Source organism: Wolbachia endosymbiont (group A) of Epistrophe grossularia (assembly GCF_947251435.1).
In the GTDB taxonomy this organism is placed as follows: Bacteria; Pseudomonadota; Alphaproteobacteria; order Rickettsiales; family Anaplasmataceae; genus Wolbachia; species Wolbachia pipientis.
In genome coordinates this window covers 564,070-587,591 of sequence record NZ_OX366363.1, presented here as the reverse complement: position 1 = coordinate 587,591, position 23,522 = coordinate 564,070, and the positions used below count along the sequence as shown (strand labels likewise).

The 23,522-nt window shown below is 35.3% G+C and carries 24 protein-coding genes and 3 pseudogenes; 17 read left to right on the top strand and 10 right to left on the bottom strand.

Annotated elements, in window-relative coordinates:
- Nucleotides 1-4: 4 nt before the first annotated feature.
- Nucleotides 5-1,064: pseudogene (locus OPR28_RS07130) on the bottom strand (IS3 family transposase).
- Nucleotides 1,065-1,200: 136 nt separating this feature from the next.
- Here OPR28_RS07130 and OPR28_RS02820 point away from each other — a divergent pair.
- A complete protein-coding gene (locus tag OPR28_RS02820; protein ID WP_006279877.1) occupies nucleotides 1,201-1,908 on the top strand; it encodes a pyridoxine 5'-phosphate synthase in 708 nt (235 codons plus the stop codon).
- Here OPR28_RS02820 and OPR28_RS02815 read toward each other — a convergent pair.
- The 3 genes from OPR28_RS02815 to rplM all read right to left on the bottom strand — a co-directional run bounded on the left by OPR28_RS02815 (nucleotide 1,901) and on the right by rplM (nucleotide 3,283).
- Nucleotides 1,901-2,212, bottom strand: coding sequence for an HU family DNA-binding protein (locus OPR28_RS02815; RefSeq protein WP_010082594.1), 312 nt, complete (start codon nucleotides 2,210-2,212; stop codon nucleotides 1,901-1,903). The two genes, OPR28_RS02820 and OPR28_RS02815, sit on opposite strands and share 8 nt — an antisense overlap.
- A 146-nt stretch (nucleotides 2,213-2,358) precedes the next feature.
- Entirely contained in the window at nucleotides 2,359-2,814 is a 456-nt protein-coding gene (gene rpsI / locus OPR28_RS02810; RefSeq protein ID WP_006279875.1) for a 30S ribosomal protein S9, read from the bottom strand.
- Nucleotides 2,815-2,824: 10 nt separating this feature from the next.
- Nucleotides 2,825-3,283, bottom strand: a complete 459-nt coding sequence (gene rplM / locus OPR28_RS02805) for a 50S ribosomal protein L13 (RefSeq protein WP_010082596.1) — start codon at nucleotides 3,281-3,283, stop codon at nucleotides 2,825-2,827.
- 129 nt (nucleotides 3,284-3,412) lie between these two features.
- On the opposite strand from rplM, the gene OPR28_RS02800 reads away from it, so the two are divergent.
- The 3 genes from OPR28_RS02800 to OPR28_RS02790 all read left to right on the top strand — a co-directional run bounded on the left by OPR28_RS02800 (nucleotide 3,413) and on the right by OPR28_RS02790 (nucleotide 5,886).
- Nucleotides 3,413-4,636 (top strand): TolC family protein, encoded by a 1,224-nt coding sequence (locus OPR28_RS02800; RefSeq protein ID WP_006279873.1) that lies wholly within the window; start codon nucleotides 3,413-3,415, stop codon nucleotides 4,634-4,636.
- 19 nt (nucleotides 4,637-4,655) lie between these two features.
- The gene (locus OPR28_RS02795; RefSeq protein WP_010082598.1) at nucleotides 4,656-5,231 is read left to right on the top strand and encodes a PopZ family protein; all 576 of its coding nucleotides are present in this window, start codon (nucleotides 4,656-4,658) and stop codon (nucleotides 5,229-5,231) included.
- Nucleotides 5,232-5,307: 76 nt separating this feature from the next.
- Nucleotides 5,308-5,886 (top strand): RlmE family RNA methyltransferase, encoded by a 579-nt coding sequence (locus tag OPR28_RS02790; protein WP_010962344.1) that lies wholly within the window; start codon nucleotides 5,308-5,310, stop codon nucleotides 5,884-5,886.
- Between the two features lie 961 nt (nucleotides 5,887-6,847).
- Here OPR28_RS02790 and OPR28_RS02785 read toward each other — a convergent pair.
- Nucleotides 6,848-7,707 (bottom strand): IS630 family transposase gene (locus tag OPR28_RS02785; RefSeq protein ID WP_265023390.1). Its coding sequence is split into 2 segments (ribosomal slippage): nucleotides 6,848-7,386 and nucleotides 7,386-7,707, totalling 861 coding nucleotides; the frame shifts between segments, so codons are not numbered across the junction.
- A gap of 341 nt (nucleotides 7,708-8,048) precedes the next feature.
- Here OPR28_RS02785 and OPR28_RS02780 point away from each other — a divergent pair.
- Entirely contained in the window at nucleotides 8,049-9,638 is a 1,590-nt protein-coding gene (locus OPR28_RS02780) for an ankyrin repeat domain-containing protein (protein ID WP_265023466.1), read from the top strand.
- Between the two features lie 10 nt (nucleotides 9,639-9,648).
- Here the strand turns inward: OPR28_RS02780 and OPR28_RS02775 are convergent, their stop codons facing one another.
- Complete coding sequence (locus OPR28_RS02775) at nucleotides 9,649-9,792, bottom strand: hypothetical protein (protein WP_265023465.1); 144 nt, start codon at nucleotides 9,790-9,792, stop codon at nucleotides 9,649-9,651.
- A 222-nt stretch (nucleotides 9,793-10,014) separates the two neighbouring features.
- On the opposite strand from OPR28_RS02775, the gene OPR28_RS02770 reads away from it, so the two are divergent.
- From OPR28_RS02770 to OPR28_RS02750, 5 genes are all read left to right on the top strand, one after another.
- Complete coding sequence (locus OPR28_RS02770; RefSeq protein ID WP_182319877.1) at nucleotides 10,015-10,326, top strand: ECH_0659 family protein; 312 nt, start codon at nucleotides 10,015-10,017, stop codon at nucleotides 10,324-10,326.
- A gap of 136 nt (nucleotides 10,327-10,462) precedes the next feature.
- Nucleotides 10,463-11,011: a head-tail connector protein gene (locus OPR28_RS02765; RefSeq protein WP_265023464.1), complete on the top strand. Its 549-nt coding sequence runs from the start codon at nucleotides 10,463-10,465 to the stop codon at nucleotides 11,009-11,011.
- 135 nt (nucleotides 11,012-11,146) lie between these two features.
- Nucleotides 11,147-11,557 (top strand): DUF3168 domain-containing protein, encoded by a 411-nt coding sequence (locus OPR28_RS02760; RefSeq protein ID WP_265023463.1) that lies wholly within the window; start codon nucleotides 11,147-11,149, stop codon nucleotides 11,555-11,557.
- Entirely contained in the window at nucleotides 11,532-11,921 is a 390-nt protein-coding gene (locus tag OPR28_RS02755; protein WP_265023462.1) for a phage tail protein, read from the top strand. The genes OPR28_RS02760 and OPR28_RS02755 overlap by 26 nt, the downstream gene beginning before the upstream one ends.
- A 65-nt stretch (nucleotides 11,922-11,986) precedes the next feature.
- Nucleotides 11,987-12,772 carry a hypothetical protein gene (locus tag OPR28_RS02750; RefSeq protein ID WP_265023461.1) on the top strand — a complete coding sequence of 262 codons (786 nt, stop codon included), beginning with the start codon at nucleotides 11,987-11,989 and terminating at the stop codon, nucleotides 12,770-12,772.
- Between the two features lie 360 nt (nucleotides 12,773-13,132).
- Here the strand turns inward: OPR28_RS02750 and OPR28_RS07125 are convergent.
- Nucleotides 13,133-14,226, bottom strand: a pseudogene (locus OPR28_RS07125) (IS3 family transposase).
- A 474-nt stretch (nucleotides 14,227-14,700) separates the two neighbouring features.
- Here OPR28_RS07125 and OPR28_RS02725 point away from each other — a divergent pair.
- Together OPR28_RS02725 and OPR28_RS02720 are read left to right on the top strand one after the other, a co-directional pair.
- Nucleotides 14,701-15,111 (top strand): hypothetical protein, encoded by a 411-nt coding sequence (locus OPR28_RS02725; protein ID WP_265023458.1) that lies wholly within the window; start codon nucleotides 14,701-14,703, stop codon nucleotides 15,109-15,111.
- Nucleotides 15,112-15,193: 82 nt separating this feature from the next.
- Nucleotides 15,194-16,198, top strand: a complete 1,005-nt coding sequence (locus tag OPR28_RS02720; protein ID WP_265023457.1) for an Mrp/NBP35 family ATP-binding protein — start codon at nucleotides 15,194-15,196, stop codon at nucleotides 16,196-16,198.
- Between the two features lie 70 nt (nucleotides 16,199-16,268).
- Here the strand turns inward: OPR28_RS02720 and OPR28_RS02715 are convergent, their stop codons facing one another.
- Together OPR28_RS02715 and OPR28_RS02710 are read right to left on the bottom strand one after the other, a co-directional pair.
- Nucleotides 16,269-16,409 (bottom strand): hypothetical protein, encoded by a 141-nt coding sequence (locus OPR28_RS02715; protein WP_265023456.1) that lies wholly within the window; start codon nucleotides 16,407-16,409, stop codon nucleotides 16,269-16,271.
- A gap of 64 nt (nucleotides 16,410-16,473) precedes the next feature.
- A protein-coding gene (locus tag OPR28_RS02710) for an IS630 family transposase (RefSeq protein WP_265023237.1) occupies nucleotides 16,474-17,332 on the bottom strand; the annotation gives its coding sequence in 2 pieces (ribosomal slippage) (nucleotides 16,474-17,008 and nucleotides 17,007-17,332; 861 coding nt in all).
- Between the two features lie 199 nt (nucleotides 17,333-17,531).
- Between OPR28_RS02710 and ubiH the strand changes: the two genes are divergently transcribed.
- The 4 genes from ubiH (at nucleotide 17,532) to OPR28_RS06945 (ending at nucleotide 21,687) form a co-directional block, all read left to right on the top strand.
- Complete coding sequence (ubiH, locus tag OPR28_RS02705; RefSeq protein ID WP_265023455.1) at nucleotides 17,532-18,683, top strand: 2-octaprenyl-6-methoxyphenyl hydroxylase; 1,152 nt, start codon at nucleotides 17,532-17,534, stop codon at nucleotides 18,681-18,683.
- 382 nt (nucleotides 18,684-19,065) lie between these two features.
- Nucleotides 19,066-20,412 carry an IS110 family RNA-guided transposase gene (locus tag OPR28_RS02700; RefSeq protein ID WP_265023454.1) on the top strand — a complete coding sequence of 449 codons (1,347 nt, stop codon included), beginning with the start codon at nucleotides 19,066-19,068 and terminating at the stop codon, nucleotides 20,410-20,412.
- Between the two features lie 61 nt (nucleotides 20,413-20,473).
- Nucleotides 20,474-21,266 (top strand): IS5 family transposase gene (locus OPR28_RS02695; protein ID WP_265023453.1). Its coding sequence is split into 2 segments (ribosomal slippage): nucleotides 20,474-20,737 and nucleotides 20,739-21,266, totalling 792 coding nucleotides; the frame shifts between segments, so codons are not numbered across the junction.
- A gap of 280 nt (nucleotides 21,267-21,546) precedes the next feature.
- Nucleotides 21,547-21,687: a hypothetical protein gene (locus OPR28_RS06945; RefSeq protein ID WP_007548293.1), complete on the top strand. Its 141-nt coding sequence runs from the start codon at nucleotides 21,547-21,549 to the stop codon at nucleotides 21,685-21,687.
- A 44-nt stretch (nucleotides 21,688-21,731) separates the two neighbouring features.
- On the opposite strand, the gene OPR28_RS02685 is transcribed toward OPR28_RS06945, so the two are convergent.
- Nucleotides 21,732-22,590 (bottom strand): IS630 family transposase gene (locus OPR28_RS02685; protein ID WP_265023237.1). Its coding sequence is split into 2 segments (ribosomal slippage): nucleotides 21,732-22,266 and nucleotides 22,265-22,590, totalling 861 coding nucleotides; the frame shifts between segments, so codons are not numbered across the junction.
- A gap of 63 nt (nucleotides 22,591-22,653) precedes the next feature.
- Here OPR28_RS02685 and OPR28_RS02680 point away from each other — a divergent pair.
- Nucleotides 22,654-23,520 (top strand): annotated as a pseudogene (locus tag OPR28_RS02680) (IS481-like element ISWpi4 family transposase); the annotation flags it as partial.
- Between the last annotated feature and the right edge of the window lie 2 nt (nucleotides 23,521-23,522).

Genomic DNA, 23,522 nt, shown 5'->3' with positions numbered 1-23,522 from the left:
ACCTCTAATAGTGACGTTGTTTGTTATAAAAAATTTCTACGTATTCAAATATAGCAGTTTTGATATGCTGTTTAGAGTGCCGAGAGGTGTCCATTGGTAACTCCCTTTTTAGAGAACTGAAGAAGCTTTCCACAACAGAATTGTCGTAACAACAACCTTTATGACTCATCTATGTTTTTTATGGATAAGAGATATTGATAACCTTGCGAAGTATATTGTGAACCTTGATCACTATGTAATAGTAGATTTTTGGCAGGTTTACGCTTGTTAACGGCCATTAATAAAGAGTCCATAACCAATTGTTTATTTATTGAACTGCTCATTGACCAGCCAACTACCATGCGTGAATATAGATCGATTATTGCTGCCAAATATAGCCATCCCTCCTTGGTTTTGATGTAAGTAATCCCATACTTTATTTGGTTGATCAACAATAAAGTTTTGATCTAGTATATTGGGAGCTACAGCTCTATTATCTGTTTGTTGTTTTTTAATTTTAAACTTTCTTCTCAGTATAGCCCTGATGTCATTTTTCTGCATAATACTTTGCACCGTTTTCAAATTGCAACTTTTACCCAAAGCCTTTAATTCAGCATGAATTTTAGGAGCTCCATATCTACATTTAGAAGCTTGATATATTTTTTGAATATCTGCTAATAACTCTTTATTTGCTGATTCTCTACTGCTTATTTTCCTTGTGGTCCACTTATAGTAGCCACTAGCAGAAAATCCTACATAATTCCTGTACTTTATAGCAGTTACTATATAAAAAAATATTTTACTCTTTTTGACTGGCCAGGGCTTTTTTTTAAATGTCTCTTTCCCTTGTTACTCTTGCTTTGTAAATCAAACCTCTCTTTGTCGTAAGGAGCCATGTTACCTCTACCTGGAAATGCATCTGCTGCTGACTTTTTTTCGTTATATTTCTTCATCCATTTTCCTAATACACTATCCCTTATTCCTAGATCTCTTGCTACTTTTGCAACTGGTTGACCTACCTTTCTTTGTTCATTTGCCAGCTTAACAGCTTCCAATTTGAATTCTGCTGTATATTCTCTTACCATTTCTAATCCTCCAAAATTTTATTTTACCCAAAAAAACTCTTTTCTTTCTCTCCACTTTTTCTGGATAAGGTCAAACAATGACTATGCAAAAAACCTAATAACATGTATAATCTATAAATAATTTCTGAGGTAGATTGTGAAACTAGGTGTTAATATCGATCACGTTGCAACCCTCCGCAACGCACGCGGAACTTCTTATCCAGATCCATTGAAAGCAGCAGAAATAGCCATTGACGCTGGAGCAGACTTTATTACTGTACACTTACGAGAAGATAGAAGGCATATTAGAGATGAAGACGTATTTAACCTAAAAAAAAGCATTAGCACTGAGCTAAATCTTGAAATTGCAGCCACGGAAGAAATGCTTGAAATAGCAAAAAAGGTAAAACCCTATTCGATTAGTATAGTACCAGAAAAAAGAGAAGAATTAACAACCGAAGGTGGCCTGGATATCGTGAATATGCACAGTAAACTTTCTAGTATAATAGAGGAAATGCATAGCTCTAGCATAAAAGTCTCACTGTTTATCGATCCAAATATTGATCAACTAAAATATCTTGAAAAGCTAGGGACAAAACCTGACATAATAGAAATTCACACAGGGGATTACTGTGATAATCCATCAGAAAAAAAGTTACAGTTAATTACTAATGCTGCAGAGTACGTCAATAAATTAGGAATAGAATGCCACGCAGGACATGGCATAACTTATAAACACGCTAAGAAGATGACAAGAATACCTCACATCTCAGCTCTTAACATAGGCCACTATTTAATTAGCGAAGCTGTATTTTACGGCTTACACAGCGTAGTAAAAACAATGAAAATGACAATGTCTAACTAACTGCTGCTTTTTCCTTCTCATTTAAAATACTTAAAAGAGTTTGGCTTGCTTTAAATTTTACCCTTGTCTTTTTAGGAACAGTCATGATCTGACCACTTTGGGGGTTACGACATTGTTTTTCCTGACTGATAGCAGTAGAAAATGTTCCTATTCCATGCAAACGTATTTCACCTTTCCCATGCAGCTCATTCTTTATTATTTTAATAAACGCATCATGAATCTTGCTCAAATCAGATTTTGTTATATCTATATTCTGACTAGAACAATCTTCCTTTAATTGTTTTATTATATCTTCTTTACTCATAAATTACCTTAATATTGAAAAAATCACATAAATAGCATATTATGTTGACACCGATAGTCAACTAAATTCATCACAAAAATAGAGGATATCATACATTTTTGCAAATATTTGTATAATACTTACAAAAAAACACCCCTATAAAATAACTATCTCTTAGAAAATTGACACTTTTTCCGAGCTTTATGTTGACCATATTTCTTACGTTCAACAACACGTGAATCTCTAGTTAAGAACTCACCATTACGTAGTATAGAATGCAAATCTTGGCTTACACTACTTAAAGCTCTGCTTATTCCATGAGCTAGAGCACCTGCTTGACCAGATAGCCCTCCACCTTTTACAGTTGCAAATACATCGTATTTATCCAATGTGGAAGTTGCAACAAATGGCATTTTTACTATTTGGCACACTGACTCTCTTTTAAAATAAGAAATTAGATCGCCTTTTTTGTTAACACTAAATTTTCCACTCCCCGGCTTTATCCATACTCTTGCTACAGATTCTTTTCTTCGGCCTGTAGCATATAAACGACCAAGCGAATCAACTGCTGATTTAATTGTCTTTTCTGACCAATCATTGTTATTTATTGTAGAACTCTTCATTTTTACTCCATTACTTTTTATTTTTACGATTCAAAGAGGCAAAATCTATCTTTTCAGGTTGCTGTCCTTGATGCTTATGCTCTGAACCAGAATAAACATACAAATTTTCAAAGCGTCTACGTGCCATAGGCCCATCATCAAGCATCCTTTTCACTGCCATTTCTATTACACGCTCAGGAAATTTGCCATTTAAAATATTATCTGGAGTAGTTTTCTTCAAACCACCAGAATAACCTGTATGCTTATAGTAAATTTTATCTTTAAGCTTCTTTCCGGTGAAATGCACCTTTTCTGCGTTGATAATAATTACATTATCGCCACAATCCATATGAGGCGTATACTCAGGTTTATGCTTTCCACGTAATAGTGTCGCTACAAATGCTGCAAGCCTCCCTACCACTAATCCTTCTGCATCTATGACAAACCACTTTTTATTGATTTGTTTCTCCTTTAAGAAAAAAGTCTTCATTATTTGATCCAACAATAGTAAGCTATGATATACTTAATTTCTCAATAGTGTCAACAATATTAGTTATTGATTATTAAAGTAATTTATGTTAGTAATTGAGCTGCGCAACCAATATGCATAGGAATTAGAATGTTTCGATTGATTATCACACTTGCGATCATTTTTAATACTATAAGTTGCTATGCAACCGATGTGGGAGAAGTGATAAGCAAAGCCATCAAAAATAGCTCAAAAATAAAGTCTCAATTTTACCAATATAAAAGCGCAGAAAAACACTATAAATCTTCTGGGTTAGCTGGATTTTTACCTGACATTAATTTGCAATACAATTTCGATAGTAACTTTAATCTTGATACATCTGAAAAAAAACTTACATTGCGCCAGAAATTAATCGATGGCGGTGGTACCTTTGCCACATTCAGTCGATCAAGCCATCTTCTCAAAGCAGAAAAGATGCGATTTCAGCAATTAAAACAAGAGCTTGCACTTAATGCTGTGAAAGCATATGTTAATGTTTTACAAAAGACAGAAATATTAAAGCTCAGAGAACATAAAGAACGCGTTTCTTTGGAACATTTGTCAGCTATGAAAAAACGCTTTTCCCTTGGAGAGGTAACCAATGCTGAAGTTTTGTTAGCAAAAGCAAAATTTTCGTCTTCTATATCCGAAAGAGTTGATGCTGAAGGTAAATTAAAGTTGGTAAATATTGCTTATTATCATTTGATTGGCGAAGATGCTGATGACCTTTCTGAAGCTAATGATAAACTACCTTCTGTTCCAGAGCTAAATGAATGTTTACAGTTAGCAAAAACCAATAATTTATCTCTAAAAGCAGCAGTTTATCAAAAAAGAGCAGCCGGAATGGAAGTGATTGCTGAAAGCTCCAAGTGGCTTCCTTCTTTAAATCTAAGTGCAAGCAAAAATTTTGGGGAGGATGGTATGAAGGTAGACAAACTATTAGAAAATGTTCATGTAGTTTTTACTCTTGATGTTCCGATCTTTAAGAGAGGAGTTAATGCTTTTGGTGTCAGTAAAGCTAAAATGGATGCAAAAAAATCTACCTACGATTATTATGAAACGGTAAAAAATATAGAACAAGCAGTTGTAAATGCTTGGAATAATGTGTTGACAGCAAAGGCCATTATCAAAGCAAGTCAAGAAGCGGAAAAAGCAGCAGCTCTAGCATTGGAAGGAGTTGAGCAAGAAGTAAACTTAAATTTAAAGAGTACATCTGACCTTTTAGACACTGAAGATGCATTATTTAAAGCACGTTCAGACTTAGTTGAAGCAAAAAGCAATTATGTGATTAGTGTTTACAACTTGCTTTTTATGATAAATAGTATAGACCTCTAAATTTAATGGTATTAGCACTATGCATGATGAACAAGGCAATCAATCTGTAAAAGATATCCTAGAAGATATAAAAAAAGCTATATCGGGTAAAAACGCGAGTAACGATAAAGCAGAAATAAAGGATGAAAATGATGATGTGCTATACCTTGAGGAAGAGTATCCAGAAGAAATAGAAGAAGATGGCAAAAAAGAAAATAATGAAAAAGAGGACATTGATAATGATGACCAAAGTGAGGAAATGGCTTGCAACAATAACCAATTTAATGGCCATAGCTACAATTCAGAAGAAAAAAAAGATATTTATTTGTACGATAATATCCAAATGAGTAATAACAAAGCGAGTAATAGCGGCTTACAAGCGCAAAATAACGATCATCTAATTTTAAAAGAGAATATGGAAGAGATCAAAGCGTTGCTTGGAAAAATGCAAAACGAATTACAGCATAAACAACAAAAAAAAGCGAACCTTACTGTTGAAGAATTAGTTACATCTCTTTTAAAACCTCAGCTCTCAGAATGGCTGAATAAATATCTACATGCACTGGTAAAAGAAGTAGTTGAAAAAGAGCTTAAAGATATAATCAATAATAAGTAGGGTATTAGCAATAAAAACTAGAGTAAAGACGGCTAGAGGCAGAAAACTATCTTCAACAAGGTGGCTACATCGTCATTTGAATGATCAGTATGTGCAAAAAACTAGCAAGGATGGTTATAGGTCACGCTCAGCATATAAGCTGGTAGAAATGGATAACAAATTTAAATTATTCCAAGAAGGGCAAAAAATTATTGATCTTGGTGCTTCTCCTGGTGGATGGTCACAAGTTGCATCTCAGAAAGGTGCAAATGTGGTTGCTCTTGACATAAAACCAATGAACGCAATTAATGGAGTAGAGTTTATACAATGTGATATTATCAATGAGTTTGAAATTTTAAGAGAAAAATTCAAGGATCAAAAATTTGATGTAATTTTATCTGACATGGCCCCCGAATCTTGTGGTTTAAAATCGTTGGATCATATCAGAATTATGCTTTTATGCGAAGCAGCGCTCAATTTTGCAAAGCATTTCTTGAGCCATGGTGGCACGTTTGTAGTAAAAATTTTCCAAGGAGAATCTGATAAAGATTTTTGTAACGAGCTAAAAAAAATGTTTAAAACAGTAAAATACTTTAAACCAAAGTCAAGTAGATCTGAATCTACAGAAATGTATTTGGTAAGTTTAGGCTTTATTGGCAGCAAACCTTCTATATAATATTAATCCAGGTAGTCCGCAGAAACGAAAAAACTTCCTTGACAAACTCCGCCAGCCCCCTTATCATGAAACTGGAGCTATTGTATTTGCTTTCGCCAATCTGCAGATTAAAAGGTAAGGATTACTTAATGTATCGGCGTCTTATGTTCAATTTTTTGCAGTATATAGATACTGTATGTCTTTACAAAACTTCATCTACATCTAGATTTTTATCTAAATAAGCTGAACGCGCTTATAAAGCGTTACAAGACATCAAAAAATGCCAATACTCGACAGAGATAGTAAAAGACTAGCTAACTCGGGGATTCTTTGTCTTTTTTTCTGCTTAGTAAATTTCTTAAACATTTGCAGCGTAGGTTAGTTGCAATTAAAAGCAGCTAAATCTTGCTTGTCAAGCGTTTAAAGCATAAAAAACGCCAATATTTTAAAGCAGATAATAACCCCAGGGCTTCTTTTGCCTTTTTTTTTATTTGGTAAATTTCTTAATGTTTATGGCTAAACGACAATCGTCATCCCGCTACTTGTTAGCAGGATCTAGAGATACCGCGGCGGTATGACGGTTTGTGGCGGTATGACGATAAGGTTTATATCTTGTCATCCCAGTGCTTGACACTGGGATCCAGGAATTTTATTAAGTTGGTGAGCATAAAAATAGCTGTTTTACGTTAAAATACAATGTTTTGATGATTATGGAAAGGCTGGATTCCAGTGTCAAGCACTGGAATGACACCATAGGGGCACTGCCATCATAGAGGAACCAGTGTCGGCTACTCGGATGACATCATAGGGGCGCTGGGATGACACCCTGACAATCGTCATCCCGCTACTTGTTAGCGGGATCTGGAGATACCGTGACGGTATGATGAGGGAGAACAGTTAGCGGATGAGATACCGCGAATGAATCGCGGTATAACGGTTCGCGGTGGTATAGTATAGCATTTCTCATAATAGTCCGAACAGGTCATAGGAAGGCAGAATCAACAGCACGACGAAAGGATTCGAATAGAGGAATGTTTTTCCTGGCTCTGTTTTTTATAGCAAACCAATAATGCTCAATTTTGTTGAAATCTGGAGAATATGGAGGCAGATACAAAATTTCTGCACCAACTCCTTTAGCAAGCTCGATAATCTTATCAGACTTATGAAAAGTAGCATTGTCAAGAATGACAGTTTGTCCAGGTTCCAAGATTGGTGTCAAAAATTGCTCAAACCATCCATTAAAAACATCCATATTACAGTGGCCTTCAAAGGTTAATGGAGCAACTATCTTTCTTCTACTTAAGGCTGCAACCATACTGATTCGTTGAGTTTTCTTTCCAGATTTTAGGGCATAAAACCGCTGTCCTTTCTGGCAATACCCATAGGGGTAGTCTTCAGTGTTATCAATGCCAGACTCATCTATATACACTAAGTTTTTAGGTTCTTTTGTCGCTATAACCCTTGCAAATTGAGCTCGCTTTTCCTCATTTCTTTCTTTATACCCGTAGGTCTTTTTTTTCTTGTGAATCCTATATTTTTAAGTGCTCGATGAATCGTTTGTCTACTAATATTGCCCCAAAGCTTAGCCATCTCTGACTGAGTTTTACCACCTTGCTCATTTGCAAATTCGGTAAATGCATTCCAGTCGGTAATTTTATGGTTATAGCCCACGCTTCCAGGCTTTTTTGACTGAAAATCTCCCGTTTTCTCACGTCTTTTCTTCCACTCATATAAAGTTGTTTTTCCAATCTTAAATCTCTTGGCAACAGTTTCTCCACTCTCTCCTTCATCCAATGCTTCCATTACCTTTTTCCTTAAGTCATAACTATATGCTGCTGGCATGCTTACCATCACTACTATAAATCCATATCTTACCTTTTTTGGACTATTATGAGAAGTGCTATAACTCGTCATCCCGCTACTTGTTAGCGGGATCTGGAGATACCGTGACGGTATGATGAGGGAGAACAGTTAGCGGATGAGATACCGCGAATGAATCGCGGTATGACGGTTCGCGGTGGCATGATGTAGGACTGCTGTGACACCATTATAGAATGAACCAGTGTCAGCTACTTGCATAGAAAATGTTTATGACTAATTTTTAGATCAAACATGGAATTTCGACAAATTTAACTTTTTTGTGAGACTGTTTAGCAATAATAAATAAATTAGGTGTAAAAGTTATGGAAATGAAAAGGGAAAAGTTTTTTGAAATAATACAAGAAGTAAGTGAAAGCAGAGACTTAAGCAGTGATAATGTATTAAAAAAAGTACAAGATAAATTAAAAGAAAAGAGTGATGAGAACGGAATAGATTCTCCATATACAATAGTATATAACATATTTAAATCTAACGATTTTTATAAAAATCACGAATTTAAGCTGCAAATGCCAGATGGCACTACAGCACGAGGTACATTATTACATTTTGCTGTACAATGCGGTGATGCATTAATGGTGAAGCTCCTACTGGAAAACAAAGTAAGTGTTACTATGAAAGATCACTCTGGACTGACTCCTTTGGACATTGCTACTTCGAATAGTGATCAAGAGATAGTGCATTTACTAGATGCTAAAGCAAATTCTAAATTAGAAAAAAATAAAGACAAAACTCCAAGAGATATCATAATAAAAACGAATAAAACTCCAGAAGGTTTAGTTGTGAACGGGAATAATGCAGCTGCTGCACCAGCAAATGTTATAAGTCCTTATTTGAAACAACACGATGCTACACGTAATGATAAACAGACTTCTGTTACGGGTGAAAGTAGTGACAGTACAGCAGATGAGCAATGCCTACGTGTTAGTGTTAAGAATATGGTAGAAAAAATTGAGTCATCGAAAAAAACAAATGCTACATATAGTGATAAACGGATTCTTACTGATGAAAGTGATAGTGAGGACAGCGGTCTAGAATTAGGACTTGAGACTGCATCTAATACCTCTTCCCGTTCCGAAATAAATCATGATGGGGCAAATCATGTTGAGGAAAATGTTGATAATCAGACTCTAGAAAACGCACTGCGATCTCAAAAGGAAGAGAATCAATCACTAAAACAACAAATACAAGATCTAGAAAGTAAAAACGCAACGCTTAAGGGTGAATTAGAAAAAACTAAAAAAAACGAAGTACCATTAGAAAAAGCGCAAAAGGAACTAACAGAATTGAGAAGTTATATCACTGGACACGAGACTAAATTGGAAGCACTGGAGAAACTCAATGAAGAGAATGAACCACTAGAACAAAAAATACAAGATCTAGAAAGTAAAAATACAACACTTAATAGCGAATTAGAAGAAAACGAAAATAAGCATTCTAAAACAAAAGTGTTGTTAGAAAAAGCGCAAAAGGAACTAGCAGAATCAAAAAGTTGCATAGTTGGACATGAGACTAAGTTGAAACAATTCAATAAAGAGAATGAATCACTAACACAAAAAATAAAAAGTCTGGAGAATGAAAACACAACACTTAAGGGTGAACTAGGCAAAACAAAAACTAAAACAAATGAAGTGTCGCTAGAAAAAGCAGGAAAAAGACAAATGAGTTTCTTAAAAGTTGCTTCTGTGAATCTTGTAACTATGTTAACAGTAGGTGCTACTCTCAGTATTGCTTTCGACTTGTCTGTTCTACCAATAATTGTAGTTTTTGTAACATCTGCTGCATTGCTAGCTAGTTGCGTTACATACGCAATATCAAAACCCATCGCTGAACCAAAACCTACCACTGAATTGAAAGAAGTGGATATTCAAGGTTCAGCACAACGGTGTTTGTAAAACTTAGCACCTACATCTGTACGAACATTGCAGTTTGCAGGTGGCAGATGCAAGTAGCTGCACTGGAATCCCAAAAAAGGATGATGTCATTCCAGTGCTTGACACTGGAATCCAGCCTTGCCGTAATCTCATCAAGAACGTTGTGTTTTAACATAAAACGGCTACTTTTATGCTTACCAACTTAATAAAATTCCTGGATCCCAGTGTCAGCTACTCGGATGACAAGAAGAGGGTACTTGGATAAGAGTCATTGCCCTCCTGGTAGGCCCAAATTGCAATGTTCGTACAGTTATGAGTTACACAGTAGTGCGAATTTTTTACTTTGGTAGTTTTTTTATTACAGTTATAATCATAAAAGTAGTTGAGTTTAATTAATATGAAAACTTTTACGAAAAGCTCTAAGAGTAAGGGAAAAAAGCTGGAGGAGTTTGATAAGGAAATTGAAGATATAACAACTATAGCTCAAGATAAATTTGCACATGAACTTGAGAACATCGCATATGACAGTGTGCAAAAATTTCGCAGTCTGCTTGCTAAAGAGTTAAACTCCATCTTCAATAATATTCATTCTCAAAATGTCAATCTACTAAAATCTAGCCTAGTTGAATATGCTATAAGTTCAAATTTTATCAACAAAAAAGGAGAAACAGCTTTAATACGTTCTCTTCTTAATATATTCATACGATAAAGCACTCAGAGTTGTTGCTGCGCCAATTTAACTTAATGTTGCATGCAAGCTGCATAGCTAAAGTAAGTAAGATTTGCCCCACGCTGTCACGAGGTAAACCTTACTTATTCTAGCTATATCAAAAAGGAGGGTTATTATGTCAATAAGATCTACTTCACCAAGAATATCTGTGCAACGTAAATCTAAGCCTGAATCTTTTCCAGTTACTTTAGAAGAGGTTAAATCTTTTTTACGCATTGAGAACGACCAGGATGATAAGTTGATTTCAAGTTTAATTTTTATGGCAACTGATTACGCTGAATGGCATATGGAAAAGTCACTAGTAAAGCAAACATGGCAAGTTTCATATGAAGATTATGTACCTCGTAGGATCTATTTAAGCTATGGCCCTGTGAGTAAGATAGTATTGGCTACTGCAATGATGTCTAAAGGTCAAGAGAAGAGAACACTTAAGTATTATTTTAGTGATGTAGGGGGCTACGTTGAGTTTTTCAATTATTTGAATGTAATAAGAGCAGATGTTGTATACGAGGCTGGCTATGACAATGTTCCTGAGCAGATAAAACTAGGTATTATGCGGCATGTTTCTGCTATTTACAAAGATCGTGAATCGGAGGTAAGTAGCCATTTATCTGAAGTGAAGAAGGTATATTCTCCATTTCGCGAACCAAAGGTTGTTTTGTAGATAAGGATGAAATATAGCTAAAGTAAATAAGACTTGCCAACGTCATACCGCGATTCATTCGCGGTATCTCTTAACATAGATCCCGCTAACAAGCAGCGGGATGACGAGTTTCTATATATCTTTCGAGGGTTAATTATGAAAAAAATTCAAGCTATAAACGAGTTGTACAGTAGCATTTATGAAGCACTAAAAGCAAACTCTGATTTAAGGAAATATGTTACTAACATTTATGACTACTTACCTAAACAGGTCACCATTCCTTACCTGAGATTGCATGTAGTGAATTATAATAATCTGCACATGCTGTCCAATTTTGCTACAAAGGCAAGATTTTCATGCGACATATATACTTATCATATAGACAGTATGTTTGCCATTACAAAGCATGTTAACTTGATACTTAAGAGCATTGAAGGTTTTAATAATAAGGCCATTTTAGAAAGTAATTGTGCTATGGATCAGCACGATGAAATTTTACATTCAACAATTAATTTTGATATTTTAATAAAAGGAGGTGATAATGAGCAAATTACAGCTAAAAATTAAAGATCATGACAATAATTTTATTGTGTTAAATAATATAAGAAACCTAAGATTTACTTTGCGTAATAACAGAGAAGAGGTGAAAGATATTTCTTCTTTTGGCTGGAGGAAAGTGCTCGATTGTGCTGGAAGCAGACACATTACGATAAAAATTAATGGAATTTTAGACTCTGTATTAGCTGATGAATTATTACGTAATTCTGCTATGCTAAACTCTAATAATGATTATGAAATTAGTTTTAATGCTAAAGAAAAGATCAGATTACGATGTTCAATTGAACTGTATGAGAGGTATTATGATCCTGTTACTTTTGACAGCTTTACTGTCGTTTTAGCTAGCGCTGAAGTTGTAAACGCTTTTCATTAATGTTAATTTAATTTTTTCATATACAATAGTAACTGGTGAGAATTTTAACTAAATTAAAAAAAATCATGAACGACAAAGACCTTTTCGAGGAAGACGGTGATGATATTGAAGAAAATAACGATGATAAAAGAGAGAAAAGTTTAGAAAATGAAAATCAGCAAAATCAAGAAGAACAACACAAAGAGGAAGATAAGCAATACATAATACAGTATATTCAAGACTATTTGAAAGTTTTTGAGGATATTCTAAATCAGATCGACGAAGGAATTGATAATTCGGATAGTTACGAAAGGACTATGCAAATAAAGCGAAGCATAGACAGGCTCATAGAGACTTTATATAGTCAGGCTGCGTCCGAAGATATTGATGCAGAATTTGAAACTACCAAACACACTCGCGATAAATCAGAATCTATGAAAAGAGTTAGAGAGAAGAGAAGAAAGCAAGTGATAGAAGAAGTATTAAGTAGCATGTTTGTCCAGCAACAAAAGGAGCTAATGAACGCTAAACACTTAAGTCATGGACATGAAACAGCAAAAGATGGGGATGTCCACGAAGCAAAGGAAAAAGTGAAGTCTTCAATCAGGGGAGTGTTGTTTTCGGTGATTGCTCATAGGATGGATCCAAGAAGGAGGGCAGGGGAAACTGCTGACGGTAACGAAAAGCAAGCTCATATATATGGCAGGGAAGCAGTTGGTGGAGCTTTAGGTGCATTGTTAAAAACGTTTTTAACAGCAGTTATTGCCGTTGTGCGTGAAATTGCTAAGCCACTTCAGAAACCGGAAACATCTTTTGCAAAACAAGTTGAAGAAAGCAGAAACGCAGATTCACAAAAGGGTCGATCTGTGTAGATTTCTCCTTGTAATAATCTTTCGATTCTACTGTCTGTTAATTCAAATTAGGGTTATAAAATTTTAGAAGCCAGCTCTTATATAACCAATTTATAGCAAGAAATTACGATACAAAAATCAGCGTCCGTTAGAAAATAAACATAACACAGGGTGATAGAGTTGCCCCTATCCATAAGCGTCAGTTAAGCTCAAAATTGTAAGCTTAAAATATGGTTGAATAATTATTAATAATAGTATATAATTATTAACGTTTTTCAGGCATTTTTGTTATGGGTGCGCCAAGTAAGCGTTTAGAATACAGTTGGTGAAAATCCAACTGACCTTACCCAGAAAAAGTGGAGAGAAAGTTTGGAATGTTTTTTACAAAAAGAATGATGCATCAAATTGTTCTGGAATGCAATAGTTAATAGTGACGTTGTTTGTTATAAAAAATTTCTATGTATTCAAATATTGCAGTTCTAGTTTGTTGAGCAGAGTGTTGTGAAGTATCAATAAGTATTTCTCTTTTCAATGAGCTAAAGAAGCTTTCTGCAACAGAATTGTCGTAACAATAGCCTTTATTACTCATCTATATTCTTTACAGCTAAGAGATATTGATAACCTTGCAAAGTATATTGTGAACCTTGGTCACTGTGCAGCAGTAGATTTTTAACAGGTTTACGCCTATTAATGGCCATTAATAAAGAGTTCATAACCAATTGTTTATTTATTGCATTACTCATTAACTACCATACGTGAGAATTATTGCTGCCAAATATAGCCATCCCTCCTTGGTTTTGATGTAAGTAATCCCATACTTTATTTGGTTGATCAACAATAAAGTTTTGATCTAGTATATTGGGAGCTACAGCTCTATTATCTGTTTGTTGTTTTTTAATTTTAAACTTTCTTCTCAGTATAGCCCTGATGTCATTTTTCTGCATAATACTTTGCACCGTTTTCAAATTGCAACTTTTACCCAAAGCCTTCAATTCAGCATGAATTTTAGGAGCTCCATATCTACATTTAGAAACTTGATATATTTTTTGAATAGCTTCGAGTAGCTCTTTATTTGCTGATTCTCTACTGCTTATTTTTCTTGTGGTCCACTTATAGTAGCCACTAGCAGAAAATCCTATATAATTCCTGTACTTTATAGCAGTTACTATGCTCTTTTATAAAAAAATATTTTACTCTTTTTGACTGGCCAGGGCTTTTTTTTAAATGTCTCTTTCTCTTGTTACTTTTGCTAACTCTTTCTGTAAATCAAATCTCTCTTTGTCATAAGGTGCTACATCTGGAAATGCATTTGCTGCTGACTTTTTTTCGTTATATTTCTTCATCCATTTTCCTAATACACTATCCCTTATTCCTAGATCTCTTGCTACTTTTGCAACTGGTTGACCTACCTTTCTTTGTTCATTTGCCAGTTTAACAGCTTCCAATTTGAATTCTGCTGTATATTCTCTTACCATTTCTAATCCTCCAAAATTTTATTTTACCCAAAAAAACTCTTTTCTTTCTCTCCACTTTTTCTTGGTAAGGTCAGTCTTTAGGCACCCAAACAAAGGGAAATGCTGGATAAAAAGAAAATACTTTAAAAAGTATAATAACGATAACTGGCGTTTTATTACAAGTAACAAGATACATCTTATTATACACAGCGATCATGTTATTAAACGACATATCAAAGTGCAAAAAACCAGATCTCCATATGATGGTGATTGGGTTTATTGGGGTAAACGTCTGAGAAAAATACCAGATAAGCCATCAAGAGTAATAAAACTATTGAAGTTACAACAAAGTAAATGTGATAATTGTAGACTATGGTTTAAAAGTGATGATACAATAGAAATACATCACAAAAACCGGAATAGACGAAACAATATGATCAAAAACTTATCTTTGTTACATGGACATTGTCACGATGAATTACACAGGAGGTGTGCATGACAAGCACCAAATTAGAGAGAAGCCGTATGAGGCACAAAGTCTCACGTACGGTTTTGAAGTCGAGTGAGGAGGGGCGACCTTCTTCACTTAGACAACAGTATGCAAGTGAAACTAGTGAAGAGGATCTAAAAAAAGTGGTAGGAAGTGATGTAATTATTGGCAAGGCTTATAATGAGTTGAATCAATATAATTGGAGTGAAGAAGAGCGTTTTACTTATGATCAAGATAAGAAACGTGAGGATGATAATTTATCCTGCATCATGGAAAGTAGAATTGAAGGAAAGATTGAAGGAAAAATTGAAGTTGCAAAAAACTTACTTAAAGCTGGCATCTCTATTGATATTATCTCTCAGACAACCAGCCTTCCTCAAGCTAAAATTGAACAACTTCAGGAAGAAATTGCCTAAAAGGCTTGTTGGTTTTTGAATTTATTTCGTGTAACATTGTCGCAATGATACCCTTCCTGGCGTATCAAACAACAGAGGTCTAATGATCAACAAAGAAATTGTAAGAGAGAACTTAAAAAAAGTCATAGAGCAAAAAAGCGGTAAAGATGTGATCGCTCTTGGCATAATATCCTCAATTATTATTAAAGGTCAAGATGTTGGTTTTGTGCTTGAAGTTGCCGGTAACACGCAAGCAAATGAAGAATTAAGAAAAAATTGTGAGCAAGCTGTTAAAGCTATACCGGGGGTGACAAAAGTGACCGTGGTTGCTACTGGTCAAAAACAAACTGGGCAACAAAAAGCTAAATTACATATCGAAGGAGTGAAAAATATAATCGTTGTAGCCTCTGGTAAAGGCGGTGTGGGCAAGTCCACAGTTGCGCTAAATCTTGCTCTCTCATTAGCAAAGTTGAAACATAAAGTTGCGCTGGTTGATGCAGATATATATGGTCCTTCAATTCCTAAAATGCTTGGCGCTGAAAAATTAAAGCCAGAAATACAGGATAGTAAAGCAATGCCTATAGAAAAGTATGGACTGCATACTATTTCAATTGGCTATTTTATCGATAAAGATCGTGCAGCAATATGGCGCGGACCTATGATTACAAAAGCACTTTATAGTCTGCTAATGGGAACAAAATGGTCCGATATAGAGTATTTGATAATTGATACACCACCTGGAACTGGCGATGTGCATTTAAGTCTTATGGAAAATTTTAACTTAACTGGGGCGATAATAGTTTCAACTCCACAGGAGCTCTCTTTAATCGATGCTCGCAAAATTTATGATATGTTTACAAAGCTCAGCGTACCGGTTATTGGCATTGTAGAAAATATGAGTTATTTCATTCAAAGCGGCTCAAAAATATACATATTTGGAAAAGACGGTGCAAAAAAAATGTCTGAGGAGCTGGGCATCAAACTTCTAGGCAGAGTTCCTCTAGATCCACAAATATGCCATGCTTCTGATTGCGGAAATCCTTTAATGCTAAGTGAGGATTTGGCAGAGATTTATGAAGACATTGCTCAAAGTATAGTTAAACAATAGAATAAGCGTGAGAAACATGCGAATCAAAGTCCTCTTTTGTTAGTTACAAAATAGACTGCTTGCATAACCATTATTTACATGAAAAATTAGCAGCTTTTGTCATTCCAGCGCGTGACGCTGGAATCCAGAAAAAAAGAAGAATGGATCCCAGTGTCAAGCACTGGGATGACACCTTTATGTTTGAGGCAAAACCGGCCATAGCATTTAACATACTGCCTTCGCAAAATGTTCGTACAGTTGTTCGTTATAGCTCTTCTCATAATAGTCAGAACAAATCATAAAAAAGCAGAATCAACAGCTTGACGGAAAGACTGAAAAATAGGGATATTTTTTCTAGCTCTGTTCTTTATAGCAAACCAATGATGCTCAATTTCGTTAAAGTCTGGAGAATATGGAGGAAGATAAAGAATTTCAGCACCTACTCCTTTAGCAAGATCATCGATTTTTTTAGATTTATGGAAAGCAGCGTTATCAAGAATTACAGTTTGGCCAGACCTTAAAATTGGAGTCAAAAACTGCTCAAACCAAGCCTCAAAAACATCCTTGTTGCAGTATCCCTCAAAGGTCAATGGAGCAATGATTTTCTTTTTATTTAGAGCTGCAATCATACTGACACGCTGAGTTTTTTTACCTGATTTTAGTGAATGAAACCTCTCTCCTTTTCTGCAATATCCGTATGGGTAGTCTTCTGTATTGTCTATCCCAGATTCGTCAATATATACAAGATTTTCAGGATATTTTGTTGCTATAACCTTTGCAAATTGAGCTCGCTTTTCTTCATTTCTTTCTTTATATCCGTAGGTCTTTTTTTCTTGTAAAGCCAATATTTTTAAGTGCGCGGTGAATCGTTTGTCGACTGATATTGCCCCAGAGTTTAGCCATCTCTGACTGAGTTTTGCCGCCATGGTTTTTTGCAAATTCGGTGAAGACATTCCAGTCGGTAATTTTATGGTTATATCCTACGCTTCCAGGCTTTTTTGACTGAAAATCTCCTGTTTCCTCACGCCTTTTCTGCCACTCATATAAAGTCGTTTTTCCAATTTTAAATCTCTTGGCAACAGTTGCTCTACTTTCTCCCTCATCCAATGCTTCCATTGCTTTTTTCCTTAAGTCATAACTATACGCTGCTGGCATACAAACCCCACTACCATAAATCCATATCTTACCTTATTTGGATTATTATGAGAAGAGCTATACGTGCTGAAATGACAAGGTGGAGTGTCTTTAGATGTCATCCAAGTAGCTGACACTGGGATCTAAAAAATTTAATTTATATATAAAGTTTGTTTAAACTATTTTTAAAATAGATAGAATATAATTTTAGATAAATAAAATGAATTATGATGTAATCATTTCAGGTGGTGGGTTGCTTGGTCTTATTACTGCAATTGGCCTCAGTTGTGACTCTGTAGCTGTGATTGAAAAAAATAGTCTACCACGTGTAATTGATGACAATCGAGCATTTGCTGTTTCTCAAGGCTCGAAAAAAATATTGGAAAAGTTAGGGATTTGGCAGTTTGTGGAGAGTGAAGCTGAACCTATACTTGATATATGCGTATTAGATGGAGATAGCCCAATTACTGTGCATTACAATCATAAAATGGTTAGCGAAGAGCCAATGGGTTATGTTATCAACAATGCTACTATATGGAATGCAATCAACAATAATTTTCTAAATAAACTGAATATATACTCTCCACATTCCTATAAAACAATTGCTTGTGATTCAGGATATGTGGAAGTGATTCTTGATAATAACCAGGAATTAATATCATCGCTACTTATCTGCGCTGAAGGCAAAAACTCTAAATTACCAGAGTTATTTTCTATACCGACAGTGAAATTTGACTATAAACAAAGTAGCATAGTATTTAATGTAAAGCATGAACTGCATCACCAAAACTTAGCTGTGGAGCGTTTTTTCCCTGGCGGTCCATTTGCAATTCTACCGATGAAGGGTGGCTATACTTCTTCGATAGTTTGGACAGAAAAATCTGAAATTTCAAAAATGCTAATGGATCTGTCTGAAGAAGAATTTATTATAGAGCTTAAAAAAAGATTTGGTTCTTATTTAGGAGAGATAAAATTAGAGGGTGAAAGAAAACTTTATCCTTTAAGTTTTGCTTTTGCAAAAAAGTTATATAAGGGTAGAGTTTTGCTTATCGGCGATGCAGCACATTCAATTCATCCAGTTGCAGGTCAAGGGCTTAATCTTGGAATTAGAGATGTAGAAAGTGTTATAAAGCACGTAGTTGCTGCAAAAGCGGCTGGTACTGATGTTGGCAGTAGTTATTTATTAAAGAAAATTTCACGTAACAGATACTTTGATAATTTTACAATGGCGCTTGCAACTGATGGATTAAATAGGATGTTTTCCAACAGAATATTCTGCGCTAAAGCACTAAGAAATCTTGGCTTGATTGCAGTTGAAAATTCAAATTTCCTCAAAAAACGCTTCATTCGGCATGCTATGGGATTTATATAAATCACTATTTTATAGCTAATGCAAGTCAGGTTTCCCACGTCATACCGCCGCGGTATCTTGGCCGCTAACACGTAGCGGGATGACGAATGTATCTGTTCAGCAGTTGTGTTAAAAGCTCAGACAGATAAAATCTGTCAAAAGATAAAGAAACTCTTTATTTTGTATTTTTTGAATATAATTTCGCATGGAAGCGCTTCTGCAGTTATAGCCGAGATTGACAATGGTGCCTTAAGTGCCCGTGTAAAAGCATGGTTTTGGGTGGAACGGTCAAATCATTGGTGGAGTCTAATTATGACTACCCCGCGTAGAAGATTGTATAATCTAACCGTCCCAAGCTGAAGCGCTTCTCAACTATAAATTATTATAGAGTGGAGGTTCCAAAATGGCAAAAGTAAAAAGCAAATTAGAGATAATGAATCCTGATGCGGCAGGAATAGACATTGGCTCATCTGTACATTATATATGTGTACCTGAAGGAAGAGATAAGCACAGTGTTCAAAAATTCGGGTGTTTCACAGAAGATCTCTACAACATAGCAAAATGGTTGAAAAAATGTAAAGTTAATACAATAGCCATGGAGTCAACGGGAGTGTACTGGATTCCTTTGTTTCAAGTACTTGAATCACACGGATTTGAAGTAAAACTGGTAAACGCAAGACATGTAAGAAATGTACCTGGAAGGAAATCAGACGTTCAGGATTGTCAGTGGCTTCAACAGTTACACAGCTATGGATTACTTCAAGGGTCATTTAGGCCAGATGATCAGATGTGCGTATTACGTAGTTATGTTCGGCAACGTAAAAACTTAATTGAAAATGCTTCAACACATACTTTGCGTATGCAAAAAGCATTAGTACAAATGAATGTCCAATTACATAAAGCTATAAGCAATATTACAGGTGTTGCTGGAATGAAAATTATTAAGGCAATACTAGAAGGTGAAAGAGATCCTGAAAAGCTAGCTGAATTTAGAAGTTCAAATATGAAGAATGATGGAGCTACTATAGCAAAAGCATTAAAAGGTGACTATAGAGAAGAACATTTATTTGCATTAAAGCAAGAATTTGAACTATACAATGTTTATCAGGAAAAAATAGCAGAATGTGATAGAAGCATCGAAGAACATTATAAAACATTTGAGACAAAGTCTGGTGAAAAAGAGTTATGTAATAAAATAAAAAACAGGTCTACAAAACACAGGCCAGATTTTGCTATACATGAAGAACTGCATAGAATAACAGGTATGGATTTTACAAAAGTTCCAGGACTTGATGTAGTGACCATACAAACAATAATCTCAGAGACTGGCATAAACCCTAATAAATGGCCAACAGAAAAGCATTTTACTTCATGGCTGGGGCTAAGCCCATCTAACAAAATTACAGGAGAAAAAGTATTTAGCACAAGAACTCGCAAGGTTATGAATCGTGCTACAGATGCTTTTAGAATGGCTGCTCACTGTGTATCAAAAAGCAACAGTGGAATGGGTGCATATTGCAGAAGATTAAAAAAGCACCTAGGAGCACCAAAAGCAATTACTGCTACAGCAAGGAAAATAGCATGTATCTTTTATAGTATGCTGAAGTTTGGACAAGAATATGTGGAAAGAGGAATAGATTATTATAACAAACTATACAAGGAAAAAGCATTGAAAAACCTAGGAAAAAGGGCTAGAGAACTTGGTTATATTTTGGTAAAAAAAGATGAACTAGTTGAGGGAGTTTCTTAGAACCTGTACATGATCTCAAGAAAGGAATAAACTAAGAGATAATGTATATAAGTTAGGATATATGAGGAGTTTATACCCAAGTGATATAAGTCGGGAAAGATTTGAGATTATGTTACCAGATCTAGAGTCCTGTAGAAAAAAAACAAAACCAAGAAAACTTGATTTGTATGATGTATTTTGTGGAGTGTTATACGTTCTGAAAAGCGGTTGTCAGTGGAGAATGCTACCAAAAGAGTTTCCAAAATGGCGCAATTGTTACGACTATTTTAAGAAGTGGAGTGAAAAACCAGATGCAGATAAAGAAAGTGTTCTGGAGCTGGTGTTAAAAAAAAATAGTTGGCGTGGTCCGACAAAACAATGGTCGGAAAGAAAAAACCAGCTTCTGCATAATTGATGCACAGAGTGTAAAAAATGCAGATACTGCTGAAGAAAAAGGCTATGATGCAGGCAAAAAGATTTCAGGAATAAAACGCCATATTGCAGTAGATACGCAAGGTTTGCCCCATGCAATTTATATAACAACAGCAGAGATAACTGACCGTAGCAGTGCTGTGAGAATGGTAGAAAATGCAAAAGAAAACCTCTCGGGAGTTAAAAATGTACTGGTTGATGCAGGCTATACTGGAGAGAATTTTGCAACTCAAATAAAAACGATTATTGGTGCAACCGTTGAAGTGATAAAAAGAAATGAATTACATTCCTTTGTTGTATTGCCCAAAAGATGGGTTGTGGAGCGATCTTTTGCTTGGTTAGAAAAATGTAGAAGATTGTGGAAAAATTGTGAGCGAAAACTCAATACTAGCCTACAAATGGTCGTTCTGGCTTTCACTGCCTTACTTCTGAAAAGATTATGAACAGGCTCTTAGAAGTCAATAGAAAAATTGATGTAGCTGTGGATAAGTACTTTTATCTGTATAAACGTGCTTATCCACAGCTATGCTGGCTCTTAGATAGAAACAGACAGAGAGTTATATTCCTCAGTAAAAACCCTGTCATCTCTGACTAAAGAGTTAGCAAGAATAAGCAATTTCCTCATGGCAGCAGTGGAAGCAATTTTATATGGCTTTTTATATTGACTATATAATCTAGTAAAGAAAGGTTTGATATAGGAATTAGGGGGGGAGGGGGGGATGTATGGTCCCAGAGTGTGATGGTATGATAAAATATGAGAAAACAATACCATCAAAGGAGGAATTATGGGACAAATATTACATGGGTGCGCCAAAACAACAGAGACAATTCGTAGAGCAATACAAAATAGTAAAGAGAGCATAGCAAAACTCTCCAGGTATAGCTCTTCTTATAATAGTCAGAACAAATCATAAAAAAGCAGAATCAACAGCTTGACGGAAAGACTGAAAAATAGGGATATTTTTTCTAGCTCTGTTCTTTATAGCAAACCAATGATGCTCAATTTCGTTAAAGTCTGGAGAATATGGAGGAAGATAAAGAATTTCAGCACCTACTCCTTTAGCAAGATCATCGATTTTTTTAGATTTATGGAAAGCAGCGTTATCAAGAATTACAGTTTGGCCAGACCTTAAAATTGGAGTCAAAAACTGCTCAAACCAAGCCTCAAAAACATCCTTGTTGCAGTATCCCTCAAAGGTCAATGGAGCAATGATTTTCTTTTTATTTAGAGCTGCAATCATACTGACACGCTGAGTTTTTTTACCTGATTTTAGTGAATGAAACCTCTCTCCTTTTCTGCAATATCCGTATGGGTAGTCTTCTGTATTGTCTATCCCAGATTCGTCAATATATACAAGATTTTCAGGATATTTTGTTGCTATAACCTTTGCAAATTGAGCTCGCTTTTCTTCATTTCTTTCTTTATATCCGTAGGTCTTTTTTTCTTGTAAAGCCAATATTTTTAAGTGCGCGGTGAATCGTTTGTCGACTGATATTGCCCCAGAGTTTAGCCATCTCTGACTGAGTTTTGCCGCCATGGTTTTTTGCAAATTCGGTGAAGACATTCCAGTCGGTAATTTTATGGTTATATCCTACGCTTCCAGGCTTTTTTGACTGAAAATCTCCTGTTTCCTCACGCCTTTTCTGCCACTCATATAAAGTCGTTTTTCCAATTTTAAATCTCTTGGCAACAGTTGCTCTACTTTCTCCCTCATCCAATGCTTCCATTGCTTTTTTCCTTAAGTCATAACTATACGCTGCTGGCATACAAACCCCACTACCATAAATCCATATCTTACCTTATTTGGATTATTATGAGAAGAGCTATACTATAACCTTAATCCAAAAACTATCATTAAATGGAGAAAACGGTCTTTTGCCAAAGACGCTGATATGGGTCCGAAGCATGCAAGATCAACTGTTTTAACTTTAGAAGAGGAGGCTGTAATTGTTGCATTTCGTAAGCATACTCTATTGCCATTAGATGATTGTCTCTACGCTTTGCAAACCTCAATCCCACACTTGACTCGCTCTAGTCTACATCGTTGCTTACAGAGGCACAGCATTAGCAGACTACCAGATGTTGATGGCGAAGTTAAACCAAAAAAGAAATTCAAACAATATCCTATAGGCTATTTCCATATTGATATTGCAGAAGTCAGAACAGAAGAAGGAAAGTTATATTTGTTTGTTGCAATAGATAGAACATCCAAATTTACGTATGTTGAGTTGCATAAAAGTGCTATAAAACCTATAGCTGCTGAGTTTCTACGTAATTTGATTAAAATTTTACCATATAAAATCCACACTATTTTGACAGATAACAGTATACAATTTACCAACCAAAAACGCCATAAATACGCTTTTCAACATATATTTGATAGAGCTTGTGAAGAAAATGACATTGAACACCGTCTAACAAAAGTTAGCCATCCTTGGACAAATGGGCAAGTTGAGCGTATGAACAAAACTTTAAAGAATGCCACTGTTAAGAAGTATTACTATCAGTCTCACCAGCAACTCAAAGAGCATCTTTATGACTTTGTTATGGCCTACAATTATGCTAAAAGACTCAAAACTCTTAAGGGTCTTACACCTTTTGAGTTTATATCTTTACAGTGGACAAAATCTCCTGAATTGTTCATACTAAATCCACACCATCACACTCTGGGACCATACATTCCCTGTGTTTCGTAATA